Source organism: Sporosarcina sp. NCCP-2331 (assembly GCF_023707945.1).
GTDB classification, from domain to species: Bacteria; Bacillota; Bacilli; order Bacillales_A; family Planococcaceae; genus Sporosarcina; species Sporosarcina cascadiensis.
In genome coordinates this window covers 63,292-80,821 of the sequence record NZ_BRCD01000008.1, presented here as the reverse complement: position 1 = coordinate 80,821, position 17,530 = coordinate 63,292, and the positions used below count along the sequence as shown (strand labels likewise).

The window sequence follows — 17,530 nt, the reverse complement described above, 5'->3', positions numbered from 1 at the left end:
AAACAAAAGCAGGGTGTTCTGACGGGAGAAAAGGGAAAACCCTAATAGAGTTTGCCGGGAAACGGCGTATACTTAAGAAGTAGATAGCAGAGTACTAGATTTCATGACATAAGTCTTACGTGATAAAAACAAAACTAGGGAATTCCCTTAGTTTAATTCCGATTAATTAGTTTATTTTAGGGTAAGTTGATGAATATGTCTGTGTTCATTTGAAGCGACATTCTGAGAAGGAGTGGAAATGTTCGATGAAAAAGAGATTTGGACTGAATTATTTTAAACCTGTTGAAAGTTACTCTGGAAATTGGTCGGTGCTTGAAGAAAAGAACCGTGACTGGGAAAACATGTACCGCCAGCGCTGGTCGCATGACAAAGTGGTGCGTACGACACACGGCGTAAACTGTACAGGCTCCTGCAGCTGGAAAGTGTTCGTCAAGAACGGCATCATCACATGGGAAAATCAGCAGATCGATTATCCATCCTGCGGTCCCGACATGCCGGAATTCGAACCACGCGGCTGTCCGCGCGGTGCATCATTTTCCTGGTATGAATACAGCCCGCTTCGCGTCAAATATCCATATATAAGAGGAAAACTGTGGCGCATGTGGAACGAAGCACTTCAGGAAAAGCAAGATCCCGTTGCAGCCTGGACTGCGATTGTCGAAGATCCCGCAAAAACGAAAGAATACAAAAGTGCACGCGGTAAAGGCGGGCATGTCCGCATTCATTGGCGTGATGCGACGATGCTGATCGCGGCGCAGCTGATTTATACGGTGCAGAAATATGGTCCCGACCGCGTGGCAGGGTTTACCCCTATTCCTGCGATGTCGATGGTCAGCTACGCATCCGGCGCGCGTTTCATTTCATTACTGGGCGGCGAAATGCTGAGCTTCTATGACTGGTACGCGGATCTTCCGCCATCTTCTCCGCAGATTTGGGGCGAGCAGACGGATGTTCCTGAATCGAGTGACTGGTTCAATGCCGGCTATATCATCATGTGGGGTTCGAATGTTCCTTTGACGAGAACGCCCGATGCGCACTTTATGACTGAAGTACGCTATAAAGGAACGAAAGTAGTTTCCGTGGCACCGGATTATGCGGAAAGTGTCACACATGCAGATGACTGGATCGCGGCAAATCCAGGAACCGACGCAGCGGTTGCGCAGGCAATGACGCACGTAATCTTGGACGAGTTCTATGAGAAGCGCAAAGAGCCAACCTTCTTAAACTATGCCAAACAGTACACAGATATGCCGTTTTTAATTCTATTAGACCCGCATGAAGATTCATATAAAGCCGGACGATTCCTGAGAGCGAGTGATCTGGGCCAGCAGTCGGAACACGCAGACTGGAAACCGGTGCTGTTAGATGAAGCGAAAGATGAAATCATCGTGCCGAATGGGACGATGGGACAGCGCTGGGAGAAAGACGTCAAGTGGAATTTGAAGCTGGACAATGAAGACGGCACACGTGTCGAGCCGGCTCTTTCTGTCGAAAAACATGCTGCAGAATGGAAGGAAATTCATTTCCCTTACTTTGATCAGCGGGGCAACGGCACATTCAAACGTCCGATTCCTGCAATGAAAGTACAGTTTGCGGACGGAAGCGAGCGTCTGGTGACAACGACATATGATGTCATGCTGAGTCAATACGGTGTCAATCGGATCGGCAGCGAGCTGGAGGCGACTGGATATGATGATGTTACTTCTATTTATACTCCGGCCTGGCAAGAATCCATCACGAATGTAAAACCTGAACTGGTTACGCAGATCGCAATGGAATTCGCCCAGAACGCCATCGATACGGGCGGACGTTCGATGATCATCATGGGGGCGGGGATCAATCACTGGTTTAACAGTGACACAATTTACCGCGCGATCCTGAACTTAGTTACATTAACTGCATCGCAGGGAGTGAACGGCGGAGGCTGGGCGCATTATGTCGGCCAGGAGAAGTGCCGCCCGATCGAAGGCTGGAGTACGATTGCCTTCGCGAAAGACTGGCAGGGCCCGCCGAGGCTGCAAAACGCGACATCATTCTTCTACTTTGCGACGGATCAGTGGAAATATGAAGAGGCAGGTGCTGACACACTCATGTCCCCGCTTGGCGGAGAGGCGAGATACCAGCACCCGGCGGATTACAACATACTGGCAGCAAGACTTGGCTGGCTGCCGTCGTATCCGCAGTTCAACCAGAACAGCTTGAAGCTGGTAGAAGACGCGGCGAAGCTTGGCAAGACGGAAACGAGTGAAGTCGTCAGCCATGTCGTCGATCAGCTGAAGTCCGGCGAATTACAATTTGCGGCAGAAGACCCGGGTGCTCCGGAAAACTTCCCGCGGTCGCTCTTTATCTGGCGTTCTAATCTGATCTCAAGTTCAGCAAAGGGACAGGAATACTTCATGAAGCATTTGCTAGGAGCATCCGACGGCTTATTGGCCAGCCCGAATGAAGACATGAAGCCGGAAGAGATGGTCTGGCGTGATGAAGTGGAAGGCAAGCTGGATCTGATGGTGGCACTGGATTTCCGGATGACGGCCACGCCGCTGTATGCGGATATCGTCTTGCCGGCAGCGACATGGTATGAAAAAGTGGATCTTTCTTCTACCGACATGCACCCGTTCGTCCACCCGTTCAATCCTGCGGTCAATCCGCTGTGGGAATCACGTTCGGACTGGGACATTTACCGGTCAATCGCTGAAACATTCTCAGAACTGGCGAAAATTCATTTGCCGGGCGTCTACAAAGATCTGGTGACATCACCGCTGGCACATGACTCGATTCAGGAGATTGCCCAGCCGTTCGGTGAAGTGAAGGACTGGAGTAAAGGTGAAATTGAAGCGATTCCGGGCAAGACGATGCCAGGTATGACGATTGTTGAACGTGACTTCACGAAAATCTACGATAAGTACATTACGCTCGGGCCTTTATTATCGACAGGCAAGACGGGCGCGCACGGTGTCAGCTTCTCCGTTGCCGAAGAGTATGAAATGATGAAAGGCATCAACGGCGTCTATGAAGACGAGACGATTAAAAACGGCCTGCCGAAATTGTTCACGGCGAAGCACGCAGCAGAAACGATGCTGACACTGTCATCCGCCACAAACGGACGTGTGTCACAGCGGGCATTTGAAGCAGCGGAAGCAGACACGGGAGTCGAGCTGAAGGATATTTCAGCCGACCGTGCAGCCGAGCGATTCACATTCGCTAACATCACCGCGCAGCCGCGGGAAGTCATTCCGACGCCGGTCTTCAGCGGTTCGAATAAACTCGGACGCCGCTACTCGCCGTTCACGACGAATATCGAACGGCTGGTTCCCTTCCGGACGTTGACGGGCAGACAGCATTTTTATTTGGATCATGAATTTTTCCTTGGATTCGGGGAGGCGCTGCCAGTCTATAAACCGACACTGCCGCCCATGGTGTTCGCCGATCGTGATAAGGAGATTGTCGGAGGCCTGGATACGCTCGTTCTGCGTTATCTGACACCGCACGGCAAGTGGAATATCCACTCCACTTATCAGGATAATCAGCATATGCTGACATTATTCCGCGGAGGTCCGACGGTATGGATTTCAAATCTGGACGCCGAGGAGCACGGAATCGACGATAACGCCTGGCTCGAAGTCTATAACCGCAACGGTGTCGTCAATGCGCGCGCTGTTGTCAGTCACCGGATGCCAAAAGGTACGATGTTCATGTATCACGCACAGGATAAGCACATTCAAATGCCGGGCTCGGAAATTACCGAGCAGCGCGGAGGAAGTCACAATGCACCGACGCGTATTCATATGAAGCCGACTCAAATGGTAGGCGGCTATGCTCAGCTCAGTTATGGATTCAACTACTACGGACCTATCGGAAATCAGCGAGATGTGTATGTCGCGGTCCGCAAGATGAAGGAGGTCAACTGGCTTGAAAATTAAAGCGCAGGTTGCAATGGTGATGAACTTAGACAAGTGTATCGGGTGTCATACGTGCAGTGTGACGTGTAAAACGACATGGACGAACCGTGAAGGTGCGGAATATATGTGGTTCAACAACGTAGAGACGAAACCGGGGATCGGCTATCCGAAACGCTGGGAAGACCAGGAAGTCTATAAAGGCGGATGGCAGCTGCGGAAAGGGAAGCTCGAGCTGAAATCCGGCTCCAAGCTTTCGAAAATCGCACTCGGGAAGATCTTCTACAATCCGGATATGCCGGAAATGAAAGATTACTATGAGCCTTGGACGTATGACTACGAGAAACTGACAGCTGCGCCGGATCAGAAGCATACGCCGGTTGCGCGTGCGAAGTCCGTCGTTACGGGCGAATACATGGATCCGGAATGGGGCCCGAACTGGGAAGATCAGCTGGCAGGCGCTCACATCACAGGCCCGACTGACCCGAATATCGAGAAAATCGAAGAAGAAATCAAGTTTAATTTTGAACAGGCATTCATGATGTACCTGCCTAGACTCTGCGAACACTGCCTGAACCCGAGCTGTGTTGCATCCTGTCCTTCAGGCGCAATGTATAAGCGCGATGAAGACGGCATCGTCCTCGTTGACCAGGAAGCCTGCCGCGGATGGCGCTATTGCATGACAGGTTGTCCTTACAAAAAAGTCTACTTCAACTGGAAGACGAATAAGGCGGAAAAATGCACATTCTGTTTCCCGCGTGTCGAGTCTGGACTTCCTACCGTCTGTTCCGAAACATGTACAGGCCGAATCCGCTATCTGGGCGTTTTGCTGTACGACGCAGACCGTGTGCAGGAAGCGGCATCTACACCGGACCCGAAAGATCTATATCAGGCACAGCTTGATCTGTTCCTGGATCCGAACGATCCGGAAGTCATGGAGCAGGCGATCAAAGATGGTATTTCCGAAGATTGGATTCAGGCAGCGCAAAATTCTCCGGTCTATAAACTGGCTGTTGAATATAAGCTGGCATTCCCGCTTCATCCGGAATACCGTACACTCCCAATGGTTTGGTATGTACCGCCGCTCAGCCCGATCATGAACTATTTTGAAGGAAAAGACTCCATCAAGAATCCGGATATGATTTTCCCGGCGATCGAAGAAATGCGTATACCGCTGCAGTACCTGGCGAATATGCTGACGGCAGGAGACGTGGAAACGGTGAAAGGAGGCCTGCAGCGTATGGCGATGATGCGTTCTTACATGCGTGCGGTTTCTTCCGGCAAAGAGTTCGATGAATCAAAACTGGAGCGTGTCGGCTTGACCGCTTCACAGACGAAAGCCATGTACCGCCTGCTTGCGATTGCGAAGTATGAAGACCGCTTTGTGATCCCGACGTCCCATAAGGAAGGCCAGATGAACGTCTACCGTTCGCAGGGATCTGCCGGTTATGACGGCATGGGTACGTACGGCGAACAGGCACCGGCACAAAACCCGTATTCCTATTCAGTCATGGGCTCGGATGGAGGTTGTGACGGCTGCGGACCAGTAACTCCGGGAGCTCCTGTGAAGACAGGCAAAGAAATTTATGAAGAGAATTTCTATGGGGGGATCTGGCGTGATTAATCTTGATCTTCTATATGAAAAGAAACAGATTTTCGGTTTTTTCTCGAATCAACTGAACTACCCAGAAAAACTGACGTTTCATCCGTCGGTCTGGGAAGAATTCGTACCCGCTGATGCAGCGGGCTACGAAGATCTTCAAACGTACTGGCAGGCGATGCAGACGTACAGTCTCGACGATATTCAAGAGCTGTACACCTATACATTTGATTTTCAGAAAGACGCGACACTCTTTATGACTTTCGTGAAATTTGAGGATTCCAAAGAACGCGGGCAAATGCTCGCACGGCTGAAAGTGCTATATGAAATGTTCGGATTAGAGATGCCGGACGAGGAACTGTCTGATCTGCTTCCATTGATGTGTGAATTTATTTACGCAGCGGAATGGAAGGGGGATCCGCGGGCGCAACAGAGTTTTTCCATGCTGCTGGCGGTTATGGAAGACGGCAGCTATTCTTTGATGAAAGCGCTAGAAAAGTATGAAAGCCCCTATTTTCATTTAGTCCGGGCACTGCGGGAAACTTGTAAATCGTGCATTCAACGGGAGGTTCCAACCAATGACTAGTCAATTTCTCTGGGTCATTTTTCCTTATATCTGTATTGCAGTATTTATTGTAGGTCATATTTTCCGTTATCGGAACGATCAGTTCGGCTGGACAGCCAAGTCAAGTGAATTCATTGAGAAAAAGCAATTGATGATCGGCAGTCTGCTGTTCCATATTGGAATATTTCCTGTAATTCTGGGTCACGTCGCGGGTCTCGGGATTCCGAGAGAATGGACTCGTGCAATGGGCGTCAGTGACCATATGTATCATATCGGCGCAGTATGGGGCGGCGGATTCTTCGGAGTTGTCACGCTGGCCGGAATGATTATCCTGACGGCACGCCGGTTCACAAAATCAAATGTCCGTAAGCTTTCATCCAATTCGGATCTGATTGTCAATTCTTTGCTGTTGTTCATTGTTTTCATCGGTGTCTACAGTTCACTGATCACGAACACGATGACGCCGGGGTTTGATTACCGTGCAACGATTTCCGTCTGGTTCCGCTCGCTGCTCATTTTCCAGCCGGAAGCTGCCTTTATGTCAGCGGTCCCTATAGCGTTTAAACTGCATATTCTGACAGGATTCCTCATTTTCGCGATGTGGCCGTTTACTCGTCTCGTCCATGTATGGAGTGTACCGTTGAATTATGTAGGCAGAAGTTATATTCTATATAGAAAACATCAGCCGACGAAACATACACCTCGATGAGCGAATGATGAATAATAGGAGAGCGTGCTATGAACGGACAACAGAATTTTTATTTTCATTCGGCGATTGAACAGCTGAAGGAGACGCTGAAAGCAGACTTCATTGGACTGGCGCTCGTGGATTTCAGCAAGTATCGGCATGAGCTGAAGTGGCGTTATGTAACTGGAAACTTGAGTTTGAGCTATCGGAGAATTGTCCTTACGTCAGGAAAAGGGATTGCGGGACTGGTTTTTAAAACAGGTAAGCCGATGATGGTGAATGATGTGAGTGAACATGTAGAGGCGAAAGATCTTTACAATTATCCCATTCTCATTTTCGAAAAGCTGAAAAGTTTCGGCGCCATTCCTTTATTCCAGGAAGATCATGTACAGGGCGTGCTGCTGGTCGGGTACCGTGAATCGAAGAAGATGACTACGGAAAGATTTGAACACTTCAAGCAGGCTGTTGGTTCGCAATTCGGACCGTTTTATCATAAGGAGCGAATGAAAGATGACATTATCGAACAGTGAAAACCTAACAGATTTGCTGCAGAAACTATATGAGCGCACAACAGAAGCGATGTTCTTTTTTGCGGCAAACGGTCAGATCCTGTCGATGAATGAAGCCGCCAAAGAGATCGTCGAACCGGAAATTTACGAAAAAATGCTCGAAGGGGAAACAAACTCCATTTGTCTGACCTGCCGGGGATTTACAAGTGAAGACGAGCAGATGACCTGTGTTTCCTGTTTCATGTCGAAGCCGCAGGAGACACTGACTTCATTCCAGCTGTTTCTGGAGACGAAAGATCTTGGCCTGCAGCCTTTCAGCGCAACTTACCAAGTAATTGATGAAGCGCAGGGGACTTCTGTATTGATGCTGCGCAACTTAACACGCCAGACACAGACAGCGGAAGTGCTGAATCAGAAAATGCGGATGCAGCAGGTGATTCAGGCGCAGGAAAATGAACGCAAACGCATCTCCCGGGAACTGCATGACAGTGTGGCGCAGGAAATGCTCAGTTCGCTCGTCGATTTGCGCGTCCTGAAGTATATGGATGTCAATGACAAGGCACTGGAAAAACTGCGTCAGACAGAAGGTTCCTTGATGCGTTTATTGGATGAAATCCGACATTTATCCGTTGAATTGCGTCCGGCGGTTTTGGATGATTTTGGACTTGAAGCAGCTTTTCGCACCCATATAAAAGGGCTGGAGAAAAATTACGGTCTGATCGTGCATTTGAGTTCCGATCTGGAGCAGAAACGCTATGAAGGGGAAATTGAAACCGTCATCTACCGGATCGGGCAGGAAGCTATGCTGAATGCCATGAAATATGCGGAAGTGGAAGAAGTGTTCCTGACCTTGAAAGACGAGCAGGGGATTTTGCAATTGGAGATAGAAGACGAAGGAGTCGGCTTCGACGTCAATGATTTTGCCCCTCAAGGAACAGGACTCGGCCTTTTCGGAATGAAGGAGCGCGTGGAACTGGTCGGCGGGAATATAACGATTGTATCCCGTGCAGATGAAGGGACCAAAATTCAAGTGGAAATTCCAGCAGGAAAGGGGCGGGCAGCGAGTGAGAATCATAATAGCTGATGACCATGCAGTCGTCCGGACCGGATTCATGCATATCTTGAATTATCAAGAGGATATGGAAGTCGTAGCGACCGCGGCAGATGGATTGGAAGCATATGAACTGGTTGCCAAGCACCGGCCTGACATCATTTTGCTGGATTTAAGCATGCCGCCCGGTCAGAGCGGTCTGATTGCGACAGGCAAGATACACGAGGACTTTCCGGAGACGAAGATTGTCATTTTGACGATGTATGATGATGAAGAGTATATGTTCCATGTTTTGAAGAATGGTGCCTCCGGGTATATTTTAAAAAACGCACCTGATGAAGAGCTGATCAGTGCGCTTCGTGAAGTGTATGAGGGCGGCACCTATGTACATCCTTCGATGGCGACGTCGCTTATCCGGGAGTTTGTCCAAAAAGGACCCAGAGCAAAAAACGAAGATGATCCGTTCAAGATTTTATCCAAGCGGGAAATTGAAATTTTGCCGCTTGTCGCGAAAGGGTACGGAAATAAAGAAATTGCAGAAATGCTTTATATTTCAGTGAAGACAGTAGAAGCGCATAAGGCAAAGTTGATGGATAAACTTCAATTGAAGAACCGTCCGGAACTGGTCGAATATGCGCTGCGCAAGAAGTTCTTGAATTTCTGACGGGAGGCGAAGTGAGATGGTTAATCCGGGATTTACCCATACATTGCCGGTCTTGCGTGTTCTAGAAAATGAACATCAATTCCTGATGCATGAAATGAACCAATGGCATGCGATTGTGCTGAACTTTGAAAAAGAGATGTATTCCCGTGAAGAAGGGCTGGCTGCGCTGAAACAATTGCGCAAGATGGTCGTCGCATTCATTGAACCGTTGAAAAACCATACGGAAAAGGAAGAAACGTATCTGTTTCCGATGCTGGCACAATATGTCGGCAGCGATCAGGGACCGGTCCAGGCGGTGCAGGAAGAACATGATGAAATCGATGCGTATATCGGACATTTCCTCCATCATACGAGAGGCGATCTGTCGTCATTCAGCTTAGAGATGATGCAGGACGTCGTGAAAGACGCGGGCGAAGCGTTCGAAGTCATCATGATTCATTTCGTTAAGGAAGAGAATGTGATTTTTCCGATGGTCATAAATGTCCTGCGGGCGAAAGAGCAGGATGACTTGTTCGAGCAAATGTATACATCGATTTTGCCAGAGTAAGAAAGAGTGATAGAGAAACATAGTAATGTAACTAACTTCAGAATGGATGGATTCCTATGACACAAAAGATCCAGTTGCCGTTACAGACGGCGAATCTAGTTGTCGGTTTCATGGTTTGGGTGCTTATTTCTTCATTGCTGCCGTTTATCAGTGAAGACATCTCGATCCCGCCTGAACGCGTGGCCATCATTACAGCAATTCCAGTAGTACTTGGTTCGATTTTGCGTATTCCGCTCGGTTATTATGCGAATGTCTATGGCGCACGCGTCATGTTTTTCGTCAGTTTCATCGTGCTTTTATTTCCTGTCTACTACATAAGTGAAACATCGACAGTGACAGGACTGTTGATCGGCGGTACATTGCTTGGGGTGGGTGGCGCGATTTTCTCGGTGGGTGTTACTTCGCTTCCGAAATACTATCCGAAAGAAAAGCATGGTCTGGTCAACGGGATTTACGGGATGGGGAATATCGGAACAGCCATTACGACGTTCTCCGCACCGGTACTGGCCATGAAATTCGGCTGGTCACTGACTGTTAAGATGTATTTGATTTTGCTGCTGGTGTTTATCGCACTGAATTTCTTCTTCGGTGACCGCCAGGAGAAAAAAGTAAAGGCACCGATTGTCGAGCAAATAAAAGGTGTCTACAAGAATGAGAAACTATGGTTCTTTTCTTTATTCTATTTCATTACATTCGGTTCATTCGTGGCGTTCACCATATTCCTGCCGAACTTCCTGGTCAATTATTTTGGACTTGAGAAAGTGGACGCGGGGCTGCGGACTGCCGGTTTCATCGTGGTTGCCACGTTATTGAGACCTGTAGGTGGATGGCTCGGGGATAAATTCCAGCCATTGTTCCTGCTGATGGGCTGTTTTGCCGGTTTGACATTCGCTTCAATTATTCTGGCGTTTTCTCCGGATATTGCGCTGTATACAGTCGGCAGTATTATCATCGCTGCAGCAGCAGGTATTGGAAACGGCGTCATCTTTAAACTGGTTCCGCTTTATTTCAGCAAGCAGGCGGGAACAGTGAACGGGATTGTTTCGATGATGGGCGGCCTAGGCGGATTCTTCCCTCCGTTATTGCTCGCAACAATCTTCTCGATGACAGGTTCCTATTCAATCGGCTTCATGGCATTCTCCCAAGTGTCGCTTGTGAGTCTCGTGCTGGTTGTCTGGCTCTATTATATGGACCGTGTCAGCCTGTCAAAAGAGGTGTTCGACTCTACAGGACAGGGAATCCTGGTAACCAATAAAAATGACGAGATCGTTACGGTCAATCCGGCATTTACCAGCCTGACGGGTTACAGTGAGGAAGAAGTGCTCGGTAAAAGTCCAAGTATCCTTAGTTCCGGACGCCATGACAAAGCCTATTACGACGAGATGTGGAGTCAAATCGCCGAGCATGGTGAATGGCAAGGTGAAATTTGGAATAAGAAGAAAAACGGCGAAGAATATCTGGAGTTTTTATCCATCAGTGCGGTGAAAGACGGCACAGGCGATGTGGTCCGTTATGTTGGATCATTCAGTGATATCAGTCCCGTAACAACAGAAGGCAATCGGTTACCATAACCGATGCCTTCGTTTCTGGTTGAATGAAAGGAAGTAGATGAAGTGGAAAATCGTTATTCAAGACAAACGCTGTTTCAGCCGATCGGAGTGCCGGGCCAGCAGAAGCTTTCGGAGTCACACGCCGTCATTATCGGCTGCGGCGCGCTCGGCTCTGCGGTTTCTGAAACGCTCGTGCGTGCGGGGATCGGTAAAATAACACTTGCAGACCGGGATTATGTCGAATCATCCAATCTGCAGCGCCAGCAACTGTTCACGGAAGCAGATGCGGACAACAGTGTTCCGAAAGTAGTCGCTGGAAAACAGCGCTTGCTTTCGGTCCGCGGTGATGTGGAAATCCATACCGTGCTTGACCACGTAGACGGACCGCTGCTGGAAGAGATGGCAGCCGGCGCTGATCTGCTGATTGATGCGACCGATAACTTCGAAACGCGGCTGCTGATCAACGATGTCTCCTGGAAGATGGAGATTCCATGGATTTATGGAGCCGTTGTCGGAAGTTCCGGCAGCGTCTTTCCTTTTATGCCGGGGAGGACCCCTTGTTTCCGCTGTTTACTGCCGGTGTTGCCGTCGGTCAATGAAACATGTGATACAGTAGGGGTGATTGCGCCTGCTGTCCAGATTTCTTCGGCGCATCAAAGTGCGGAAGCATTAAAATGGCTGACTGGAAATGAAGCAGCCATGCGCACGAAGCTCCTGCATTTTGATGTGTGGAACAATACATCCGTTGAGGCGGGAATCAGCCGGATAAAGAACCCGGATTGTGAAACATGCGGCAACCATCCGGTGTATCCTGCGCTGCATCAGCAGTCGGGTACACAGTATGCCGTGCTCTGCGGACGCGATACGGTACAGATTATTCCGGATGCGAGCCGGGAATTGACGGTAGCTGACGGCGTGCGGGTGGCACAGCAGCTGCAGACGCCCTATCGTGAGACGCCGTTTTTCGTGGAGTTTCATGCGGAAGGGTACCGCTGTATTTTATTCGGCAACGGACGCCTGCTGATCCACGGGTTGAAAAATATGCAGGCGGGCCGCAAAATCTATCATTCATTATTCGGTTAGGGGGCAGTTGAAATGGAAGAGTCTCATTTACCGCAGGAAGCACGCAGGAAGTCCATTGCGGTGGCAGTATTGACGATCAGCGACACACGGACGGAAGCAGATGATAAGAGCGGGAAAATTATCCGGCAGAAGCTGGAAGACGCCGGGCATCACGTGCAGGAATATGGCATCTGTCTCGATGAAGGCGAGCATATCGTACGTCAGCTGTCGGACTGGCTGTTGGATCCGGCAATTCAGGCGATGATTTTCACTGGCGGCACGGGCATTGGTGCGCGGGATGTAACGGTGGAGATGGTGACGCCGTATTTCACGAAGCAGCTGGACGGTTTCGGCGAGCTGTTTCGTTTTCTGAGCTATACGGAAGATGTCGGTTCGAAAGCTTTGCTGAGCCGCGCAGCTGCGGGAGCAGTCGGCGAGCAGGCGGTGTTTTTGCTGCCGGGTTCCTCAAAAGCTGTGACGCTCGCAATGGATAAACTGATTTTGCCCGAGCTTCCGCATATTGTGCATGAATTGACGAAGCATTTGGAAGGCTGAATGGCGGCGTATGAGCGGTTGAACGGGGGGAATGATCACGTGAGCGCAGGGGATGAGCGGCCGCGGAGTCGTTAGGAGCGCTGGCGCGGACTGAATGAGCGGTTGACGGTTCGCTATGAGCGGTTGGGCAGGATTTATGATCATGCGGCGGCTGGATGGGTTCGCTGGGATGCAGGATTGGTGCGGTTGGCATCGGGATTGGTTCGCCGGAACATTGCATTGGTGCGGCTTCAAGCAGGTTTGGCTCGTTCCGCCGAGCCGCCCTGCTCAAATAAATAAAAAACACGCAGAACTCAGTCTGCGCGTTCGTAATCCCCGTTTTTGCCACCGGTTTTTGTCTGCAGCATGGTCGGACCGATGATCATCTCTTTGCCGGCGGCTTTGCACATATCGTAAATCGTCAGCGCAGCGGCTGAAGCGGCTGTCAGGGCTTCCATTTCGACACCTGTGACGCCTTTCGTTTTCACTTCTGCTTCGATCAGCACTTCGTAATGCGGCTGTGCTTCATCAATTTTCCAATCAAACCGGACATCCACGCCGGTCAGCGGCAGCGGGTGGCACATCGGAATGATCGTTGCGGTATTTTTCGCGGCCATGATGGCTGCGACTTGAGCAACCGCGAAGACGTCCCCTTTTTTATTCGTGCCGTGAGTAATCTGTTCATGGATCGATTCGTTGACGATGATCGAAGACTTGGCGACTGCGGTGCGCAATGTCACGGATTTATCGGATACATCGACCATTTTCGCTCGGCCCTGTTCATTGAAGTGAGTCAGTTCGGACATACAATTCATCCTTTCGTTTCATTCATTGTACTCGTTAGTATAACAAAAGAAAGAGGAGATGTAAGTGGTAGAAATTCGAAAGCCTATTCAAGTGGCGGAAGCCGTGGAGCGCGTCATGGCCCACGTACATAAACTCGGGACGGAAATCCTTCCGTTAGAAGAAACGTATGGCAGAGTGCTGGCGGAGCCGATTATCGCAAAGCATGACGTGCCGCCTTTTGACCGCTCACCTTATGACGGTTTCGCAATTCGTGCGGCGGACTCGGCGGGTGCATCCGGTGAAAAACGCAAAGCATTTCGGGTAATCGGTGAAATCGGTGCCGGACATGTGGCGGACCGTGCAGTTGAGGCGGGTGAATCGTACCGCATCATGACAGGCGCAATTATTCCGGAGCAGGCGAATGCGGTCGTTATGCTCGAGCAGACCGTCGAGAATGAAACGGGCTTCACACTGCGCAAACCGTTTGAAGCGGGGGAGAATATCTCGCGGCAGGGCGAAGATGCAAAAAAAGGTGAGCAGCTGATTGAAGCGGGAACCGTCATCCACCCCGGAACGATCGCTTTGCTTGCGACGTTCGGCTATTCAGAAGTGAAAGTCGCCAAACAGCCGGTGGCAGGCGTGCTGTCGACGGGCACGGAATTACTCGATGTCTCCGATGAATTAGTACCCGGCAAGATCCGAAACTCGAACGGGCCGATGATCCATGCGCAGCTGACGCGGATGGGCATTGAATCGAAAGCGTACGGCATGATGGAAGACGACTTGGATGCATGTACGGAAATCGTGGAACATGCGCTGAAAGAAACGGATCTGCTCATCACGACAGGCGGTGTTTCGGTCGGTGATTATGATTATTTGCCGGCGATTTACGAGCGTCTCGGTGCGGAAGTTTTATTCAATAAAGTAGCGATGCGCCCCGGAAGTGTAACGACAGTGGCAGTGCTCGGCGACAAATTGCTGTTCGGACTTTCGGGCAATCCGTCTGCATGCTTCAGCGGTTTCGAGTTGTTTACGCGACCGGCAATCCTTTCGATGATGGGCTGTACCGCTCCTTACTTGCCGCGGATCCAGGCAATTCTCGGTGATGACTTCAAAAAGCCGAATCCTTTCACCCGTTTCATTCGGGCATCATGGGACATGACGCCTCAGGGAATTACGGCGACCCCTGCAGGTTTCAATAAATCGAGTGCAGTATCTTCGATTGCGCGCGGCAACTGCATCATCGTGCTGCCGAGCGGAACGAGGGGTTATGAGAAAGGCACGCAGGTCGATGTCTTGCTGCTCGGGACGGAACAAGGGACGGAGCGCTGGGAATTATGAAGACGCTGCATGTGACAGGATTCAAGAATAGCGGCAAGACTGCGCTGATTTCCCACTGGATTACCGTGCTTCGGAGTGAGGGGCTTGAAGTTGCAGTGCTGAAACATCATGGACATGGAGGAGCGCCTGAACTGCCGCCTGTTCATACGGATACGGTACAGTTTCTGGAAGCCGGGGCCGTCTCGACCCTCGTGGCAGGCGGAAATATGATACAATTGATTCAACAGAAATATCAGTCATTTGAAGAGCTAAAGACATTGACGGCGTCAAATCAGCCGGATGTTTTATTGATAGAAGGCTATAAGCAGGAAGTTGGAGAAAAGATTGTGCTTCTGCGCAATGAAGGCGATTGGGAAGATTTGAAGCAGCTGCAGGGCATCATCCGTAAAGCGTATACAGAAGATATTTTCGCGGATATTGCCTTATTGGATGAATGGATTCTGGACTGGGTGCAGGGAGGCGGGGACAAATGAAACAGTATGAAATTACGGATCAGCCGATCAATACGCAGAGGTACAGCGACTTTGTCCTGCATCCTGCCGCCGGCGCGGTGACGGTCTTTACAGGGCATGTGCGGGAGTGGACGCACGGAGTCCGGACGCTGTATCTGGCGTATGAAGCATATATTCCGATGGCAGAGAAGAAACTGGCGGAAATCGGCGCGGAAATGGAAGCGAAGTGGCCCGGTGTCCGCGTTGCGATGGCGCATAGAATCGGTGAATTGAAGATTTCCGATATCGCAGTAGTCATTGCCGTGTCTTCTCCGCACAGAAAAGAAGCATACGAAGCGAATGAATATGCAATTGAGCGGATCAAGGAAGTCGTGCCGATCTGGAAGAAGGAAATCTGGGAAGACGGCGAAGAGTGGATCGGCGCACAGAAGAAATATCCAGAGAAAGGGAGCGGGTTACAGTGATTACAGTTCATTATTTTGCAAGATTACGGGAGTTGACGGGTAAGGGAGAGGAATCTTTGGATCGCGCTCCTTTAACGGTCGGTGAACTTCTGGATTGGGCGGAAACGACGTATCCGGGTTTTGGCAGAGACACGATTCATGTCGCGGTGAATGAAGAATACGCGAGAAAAGAAGATGTTATTCAAGCGGGTGATGTGTGCGCGTTCATTCCGCCGGTGAGCGGGGGATGAAGCAGACGGCCGGCATTCTGCTTGCGGGGGGCCAGTCGCGAAGATTCGGTTCTCCGAAAGCATTTGCTGATTATCAGGGACAGCCTTTCTATCAGTATTCGCTTCAGGCACTGCAGCCTTTTTGCGAAGAAATCGTAGTAGTGACGCGCCCCGAATTCCTGGAGAAACTGCCGAATGAAATTCATTTGACGATGGATCTGGAAAAGTACGCGGGAATGGGGCCTTTGGCAGGCATACTTTCTGGTATGGAAGCTGTCGAAGCGGAACGTTACGCCGTGTTGCCCTGCGATATGCCGTTTATGGAAGAGCAAGTAATCGGCCGGCTCCTCAACAAGCATCAGGGAGATGTTTCGGCAGTAACGGTGGAAGGCAAACGCCATCCGTTGGTTTCTGTCTGGCAAGCGGCGGCGAAACCGGCCATACGTCAGGCGTTGAATGAAGGCAACCGCCGGGTCATGCACGCCCAGGCTCGGCTTGGAGGGCAGTGGATTGAGGGCGGACTGCTGACGGAACAGCCTGAACTTGTATTTAAAAATGTCAATACGCCATGTGAATTGGAAAGGAGATGAGGCAGATGGATGCCATCGTCGATCAGCTTGGACGGCCGATTCGGGATTTGCGGATTTCAGTGACAGACCGCTGTAATTTCCGCTGTACGTATTGTATGCCGAAAGAAATTTTTGGAGATGATTATTTATTTTTGGCAAAAGATCAGCTGCTTTCATTCGAGGAATTGGAACGTCTGGCGCGTATTTTCGCAAAGCTGGGTGTGAAGAAGCTTCGATTGACAGGCGGCGAACCGCTGATGCGCCGGAATTTGCCGGAGCTGATCCGCAAGCTTCATGACATCGAGGGAATCGAAGACATCGGACTGACAACGAACGCGGTGCTGCTCGGACAATATGCGCAGCCGCTGTATGATGCGGGGCTGCGGCGCCTGAACATTAGCCTGGACGCGCTGGATCCCGAATTATTCGGCCGGATCAACGGACGCGGCATCACGCCTGATCTCGTTCTGAAAAACATTAAAAAGGCAAAAGACATTGGTTTTGCAATCAAAGTGAATATGGTCGTACAAAAAGGAGTCAATGAAAGCGAAATTCTGCCGATGGCGGCCTATTTCAAGGATCTCGGCATCACGCTTCGCTACATCGAGTTCATGGATGTCGGCAATGACAACGGCTGGAGCTTCGATAAAGTCGTGACGAAGAAGGAAATCTATGACATGCTGTCGTCCGTCTATGACATGGAACCGGCGGAAGAAGAGTATTACGGCGAAGTGGCAAAACGCTATCACTACCTGGATTCCGATGTCGGCGCGCAAGTCGGCTTCATCACGTCCGTTTCGGAATCGTTCTGCTCGACATGCACGCGTTCCCGGCTGTCTTCTGAAGGCAGACTCTATACGTGTTTATTCGCGTCGGACGGGTTTGACATACGGGAATTGATCCGTTCGGGCAAAACGGATGAAGAGTTGTTTGAAGCCATCGCGGACGTTTGGAGAGGCAGAAAAGATCGCTATTCAGACGAGCGCTCGGAACAGACAGTAAAGAACCGCAAGAAAATCAATATGAACTATATCGGCGGCTGA

Annotated in this window: 18 protein-coding genes; 17 read left to right on the top strand and 1 reads right to left on the bottom strand. The window is 50.3% G+C overall.

The genetic code is table 11. From position 1 onward, the window contains the following. Window positions 1–245: 245 nt before the first annotated feature. The 11 genes from NCCP2331_RS06490 to NCCP2331_RS06440 are packed head-to-tail and all read left to right on the top strand — an operon-like array spanning window position 246 to window position 12,687. Complete coding sequence (locus NCCP2331_RS06490) at window positions 246–3,920, top strand: nitrate reductase subunit alpha (protein WP_251669425.1); 3,675 nt, start codon at window positions 246–248, stop codon at window positions 3,918–3,920. Further along, window positions 3,910–5,520 (top strand): nitrate reductase subunit beta, encoded by a 1,611-nt coding sequence (gene narH / locus NCCP2331_RS06485; RefSeq protein WP_251669423.1) that lies wholly within the window; start codon window positions 3,910–3,912, stop codon window positions 5,518–5,520. Before NCCP2331_RS06490 ends, narH begins: the two co-directional genes overlap by 11 nt. Then, a complete protein-coding gene (narJ, locus tag NCCP2331_RS06480) occupies window positions 5,513–6,082 on the top strand; it encodes a nitrate reductase molybdenum cofactor assembly chaperone (RefSeq protein WP_251669421.1) in 570 nt (189 codons plus the stop codon). The genes narH and narJ overlap by 8 nt, the downstream gene beginning before the upstream one ends. Next, window positions 6,075–6,770 (top strand): respiratory nitrate reductase subunit gamma, encoded by a 696-nt coding sequence (gene narI, locus NCCP2331_RS06475; RefSeq protein ID WP_153720711.1) that lies wholly within the window; start codon window positions 6,075–6,077, stop codon window positions 6,768–6,770. Before narJ ends, narI begins: the two co-directional genes overlap by 8 nt. A gap of 29 nt (window positions 6,771–6,799) precedes the next feature. Then, window positions 6,800–7,279: a GAF domain-containing protein gene (locus NCCP2331_RS06470; protein ID WP_251669419.1), complete on the top strand. Its 480-nt coding sequence runs from the start codon at window positions 6,800–6,802 to the stop codon at window positions 7,277–7,279. Next, complete coding sequence (locus tag NCCP2331_RS06465) at window positions 7,260–8,342, top strand: sensor histidine kinase (RefSeq protein ID WP_251669417.1); 1,083 nt, start codon at window positions 7,260–7,262, stop codon at window positions 8,340–8,342. Before NCCP2331_RS06470 ends, NCCP2331_RS06465 begins: the two co-directional genes overlap by 20 nt. Further along, window positions 8,323–8,973 (top strand): response regulator, encoded by a 651-nt coding sequence (locus NCCP2331_RS06460; protein WP_153720714.1) that lies wholly within the window; start codon window positions 8,323–8,325, stop codon window positions 8,971–8,973. The genes NCCP2331_RS06465 and NCCP2331_RS06460 overlap by 20 nt, the downstream gene beginning before the upstream one ends. A 16-nt stretch (window positions 8,974–8,989) precedes the next feature. Then, entirely contained in the window at window positions 8,990–9,520 is a 531-nt protein-coding gene (locus tag NCCP2331_RS06455) for a hemerythrin domain-containing protein (protein ID WP_251669415.1), read from the top strand. Between the two features lie 56 nt (window positions 9,521–9,576). Further along, window positions 9,577–11,091, top strand: coding sequence for a nitrate/nitrite transporter (locus NCCP2331_RS06450; RefSeq protein ID WP_153720716.1), 1,515 nt, complete (start codon window positions 9,577–9,579; stop codon window positions 11,089–11,091). 42 nt (window positions 11,092–11,133) lie between these two features. Further along, window positions 11,134–12,153 (top strand): ThiF family adenylyltransferase, encoded by a 1,020-nt coding sequence (locus NCCP2331_RS06445; RefSeq protein WP_251669413.1) that lies wholly within the window; start codon window positions 11,134–11,136, stop codon window positions 12,151–12,153. A gap of 12 nt (window positions 12,154–12,165) precedes the next feature. Further along, the gene (locus NCCP2331_RS06440; RefSeq protein ID WP_251669412.1) at window positions 12,166–12,687 is read left to right on the top strand and encodes a MogA/MoaB family molybdenum cofactor biosynthesis protein; all 522 of its coding nucleotides are present in this window, start codon (window positions 12,166–12,168) and stop codon (window positions 12,685–12,687) included. 293 nt (window positions 12,688–12,980) lie between these two features. Here NCCP2331_RS06440 and moaC read toward each other — a convergent pair whose 3' ends face one another. Further along, window positions 12,981–13,472 carry a cyclic pyranopterin monophosphate synthase MoaC gene (gene moaC, locus NCCP2331_RS06435; RefSeq protein ID WP_251669410.1) on the bottom strand — a complete coding sequence of 164 codons (492 nt, stop codon included), beginning with the start codon at window positions 13,470–13,472 and terminating at the stop codon, window positions 12,981–12,983. Window positions 13,473–13,536: 64 nt separating this feature from the next. Here moaC and NCCP2331_RS06430 point away from each other — a divergent pair, with 64 nt between their 5' ends. Genes NCCP2331_RS06430 through moaA form a run of 6 tightly spaced genes read left to right on the top strand, consistent with a single transcriptional unit; the run spans window position 13,537 to window position 17,530 of the window. Further along, window positions 13,537–14,793: a molybdopterin molybdotransferase MoeA gene (locus NCCP2331_RS06430; RefSeq protein WP_251669408.1), complete on the top strand. Its 1,257-nt coding sequence runs from the start codon at window positions 13,537–13,539 to the stop codon at window positions 14,791–14,793. After that, window positions 14,790–15,266, top strand: a complete 477-nt coding sequence (mobB, locus tag NCCP2331_RS06425) for a molybdopterin-guanine dinucleotide biosynthesis protein B (RefSeq protein ID WP_251669406.1) — start codon at window positions 14,790–14,792, stop codon at window positions 15,264–15,266. Before NCCP2331_RS06430 ends, mobB begins: the two co-directional genes overlap by 4 nt. After that, window positions 15,263–15,709 carry a molybdenum cofactor biosynthesis protein MoaE gene (locus tag NCCP2331_RS06420; RefSeq protein ID WP_251669404.1) on the top strand — a complete coding sequence of 149 codons (447 nt, stop codon included), beginning with the start codon at window positions 15,263–15,265 and terminating at the stop codon, window positions 15,707–15,709. Before mobB ends, NCCP2331_RS06420 begins: the two co-directional genes overlap by 4 nt. Further along, window positions 15,706–15,939, top strand: a complete 234-nt coding sequence (gene moaD / locus NCCP2331_RS06415; RefSeq protein WP_251669403.1) for a molybdopterin converting factor subunit 1 — start codon at window positions 15,706–15,708, stop codon at window positions 15,937–15,939. The genes NCCP2331_RS06420 and moaD overlap by 4 nt, the downstream gene beginning before the upstream one ends. Beyond that, window positions 15,936–16,508: a molybdenum cofactor guanylyltransferase gene (mobA, locus tag NCCP2331_RS06410; protein ID WP_251669399.1), complete on the top strand. Its 573-nt coding sequence runs from the start codon at window positions 15,936–15,938 to the stop codon at window positions 16,506–16,508. The genes moaD and mobA overlap by 4 nt, the downstream gene beginning before the upstream one ends. Continuing rightward, window positions 16,505–17,530 carry a GTP 3',8-cyclase MoaA gene (moaA, locus tag NCCP2331_RS06405; protein WP_285835513.1) on the top strand — a complete coding sequence of 342 codons (1,026 nt, stop codon included), beginning with the start codon at window positions 16,505–16,507 and terminating at the stop codon, window positions 17,528–17,530. Before mobA ends, moaA begins: the two co-directional genes overlap by 4 nt.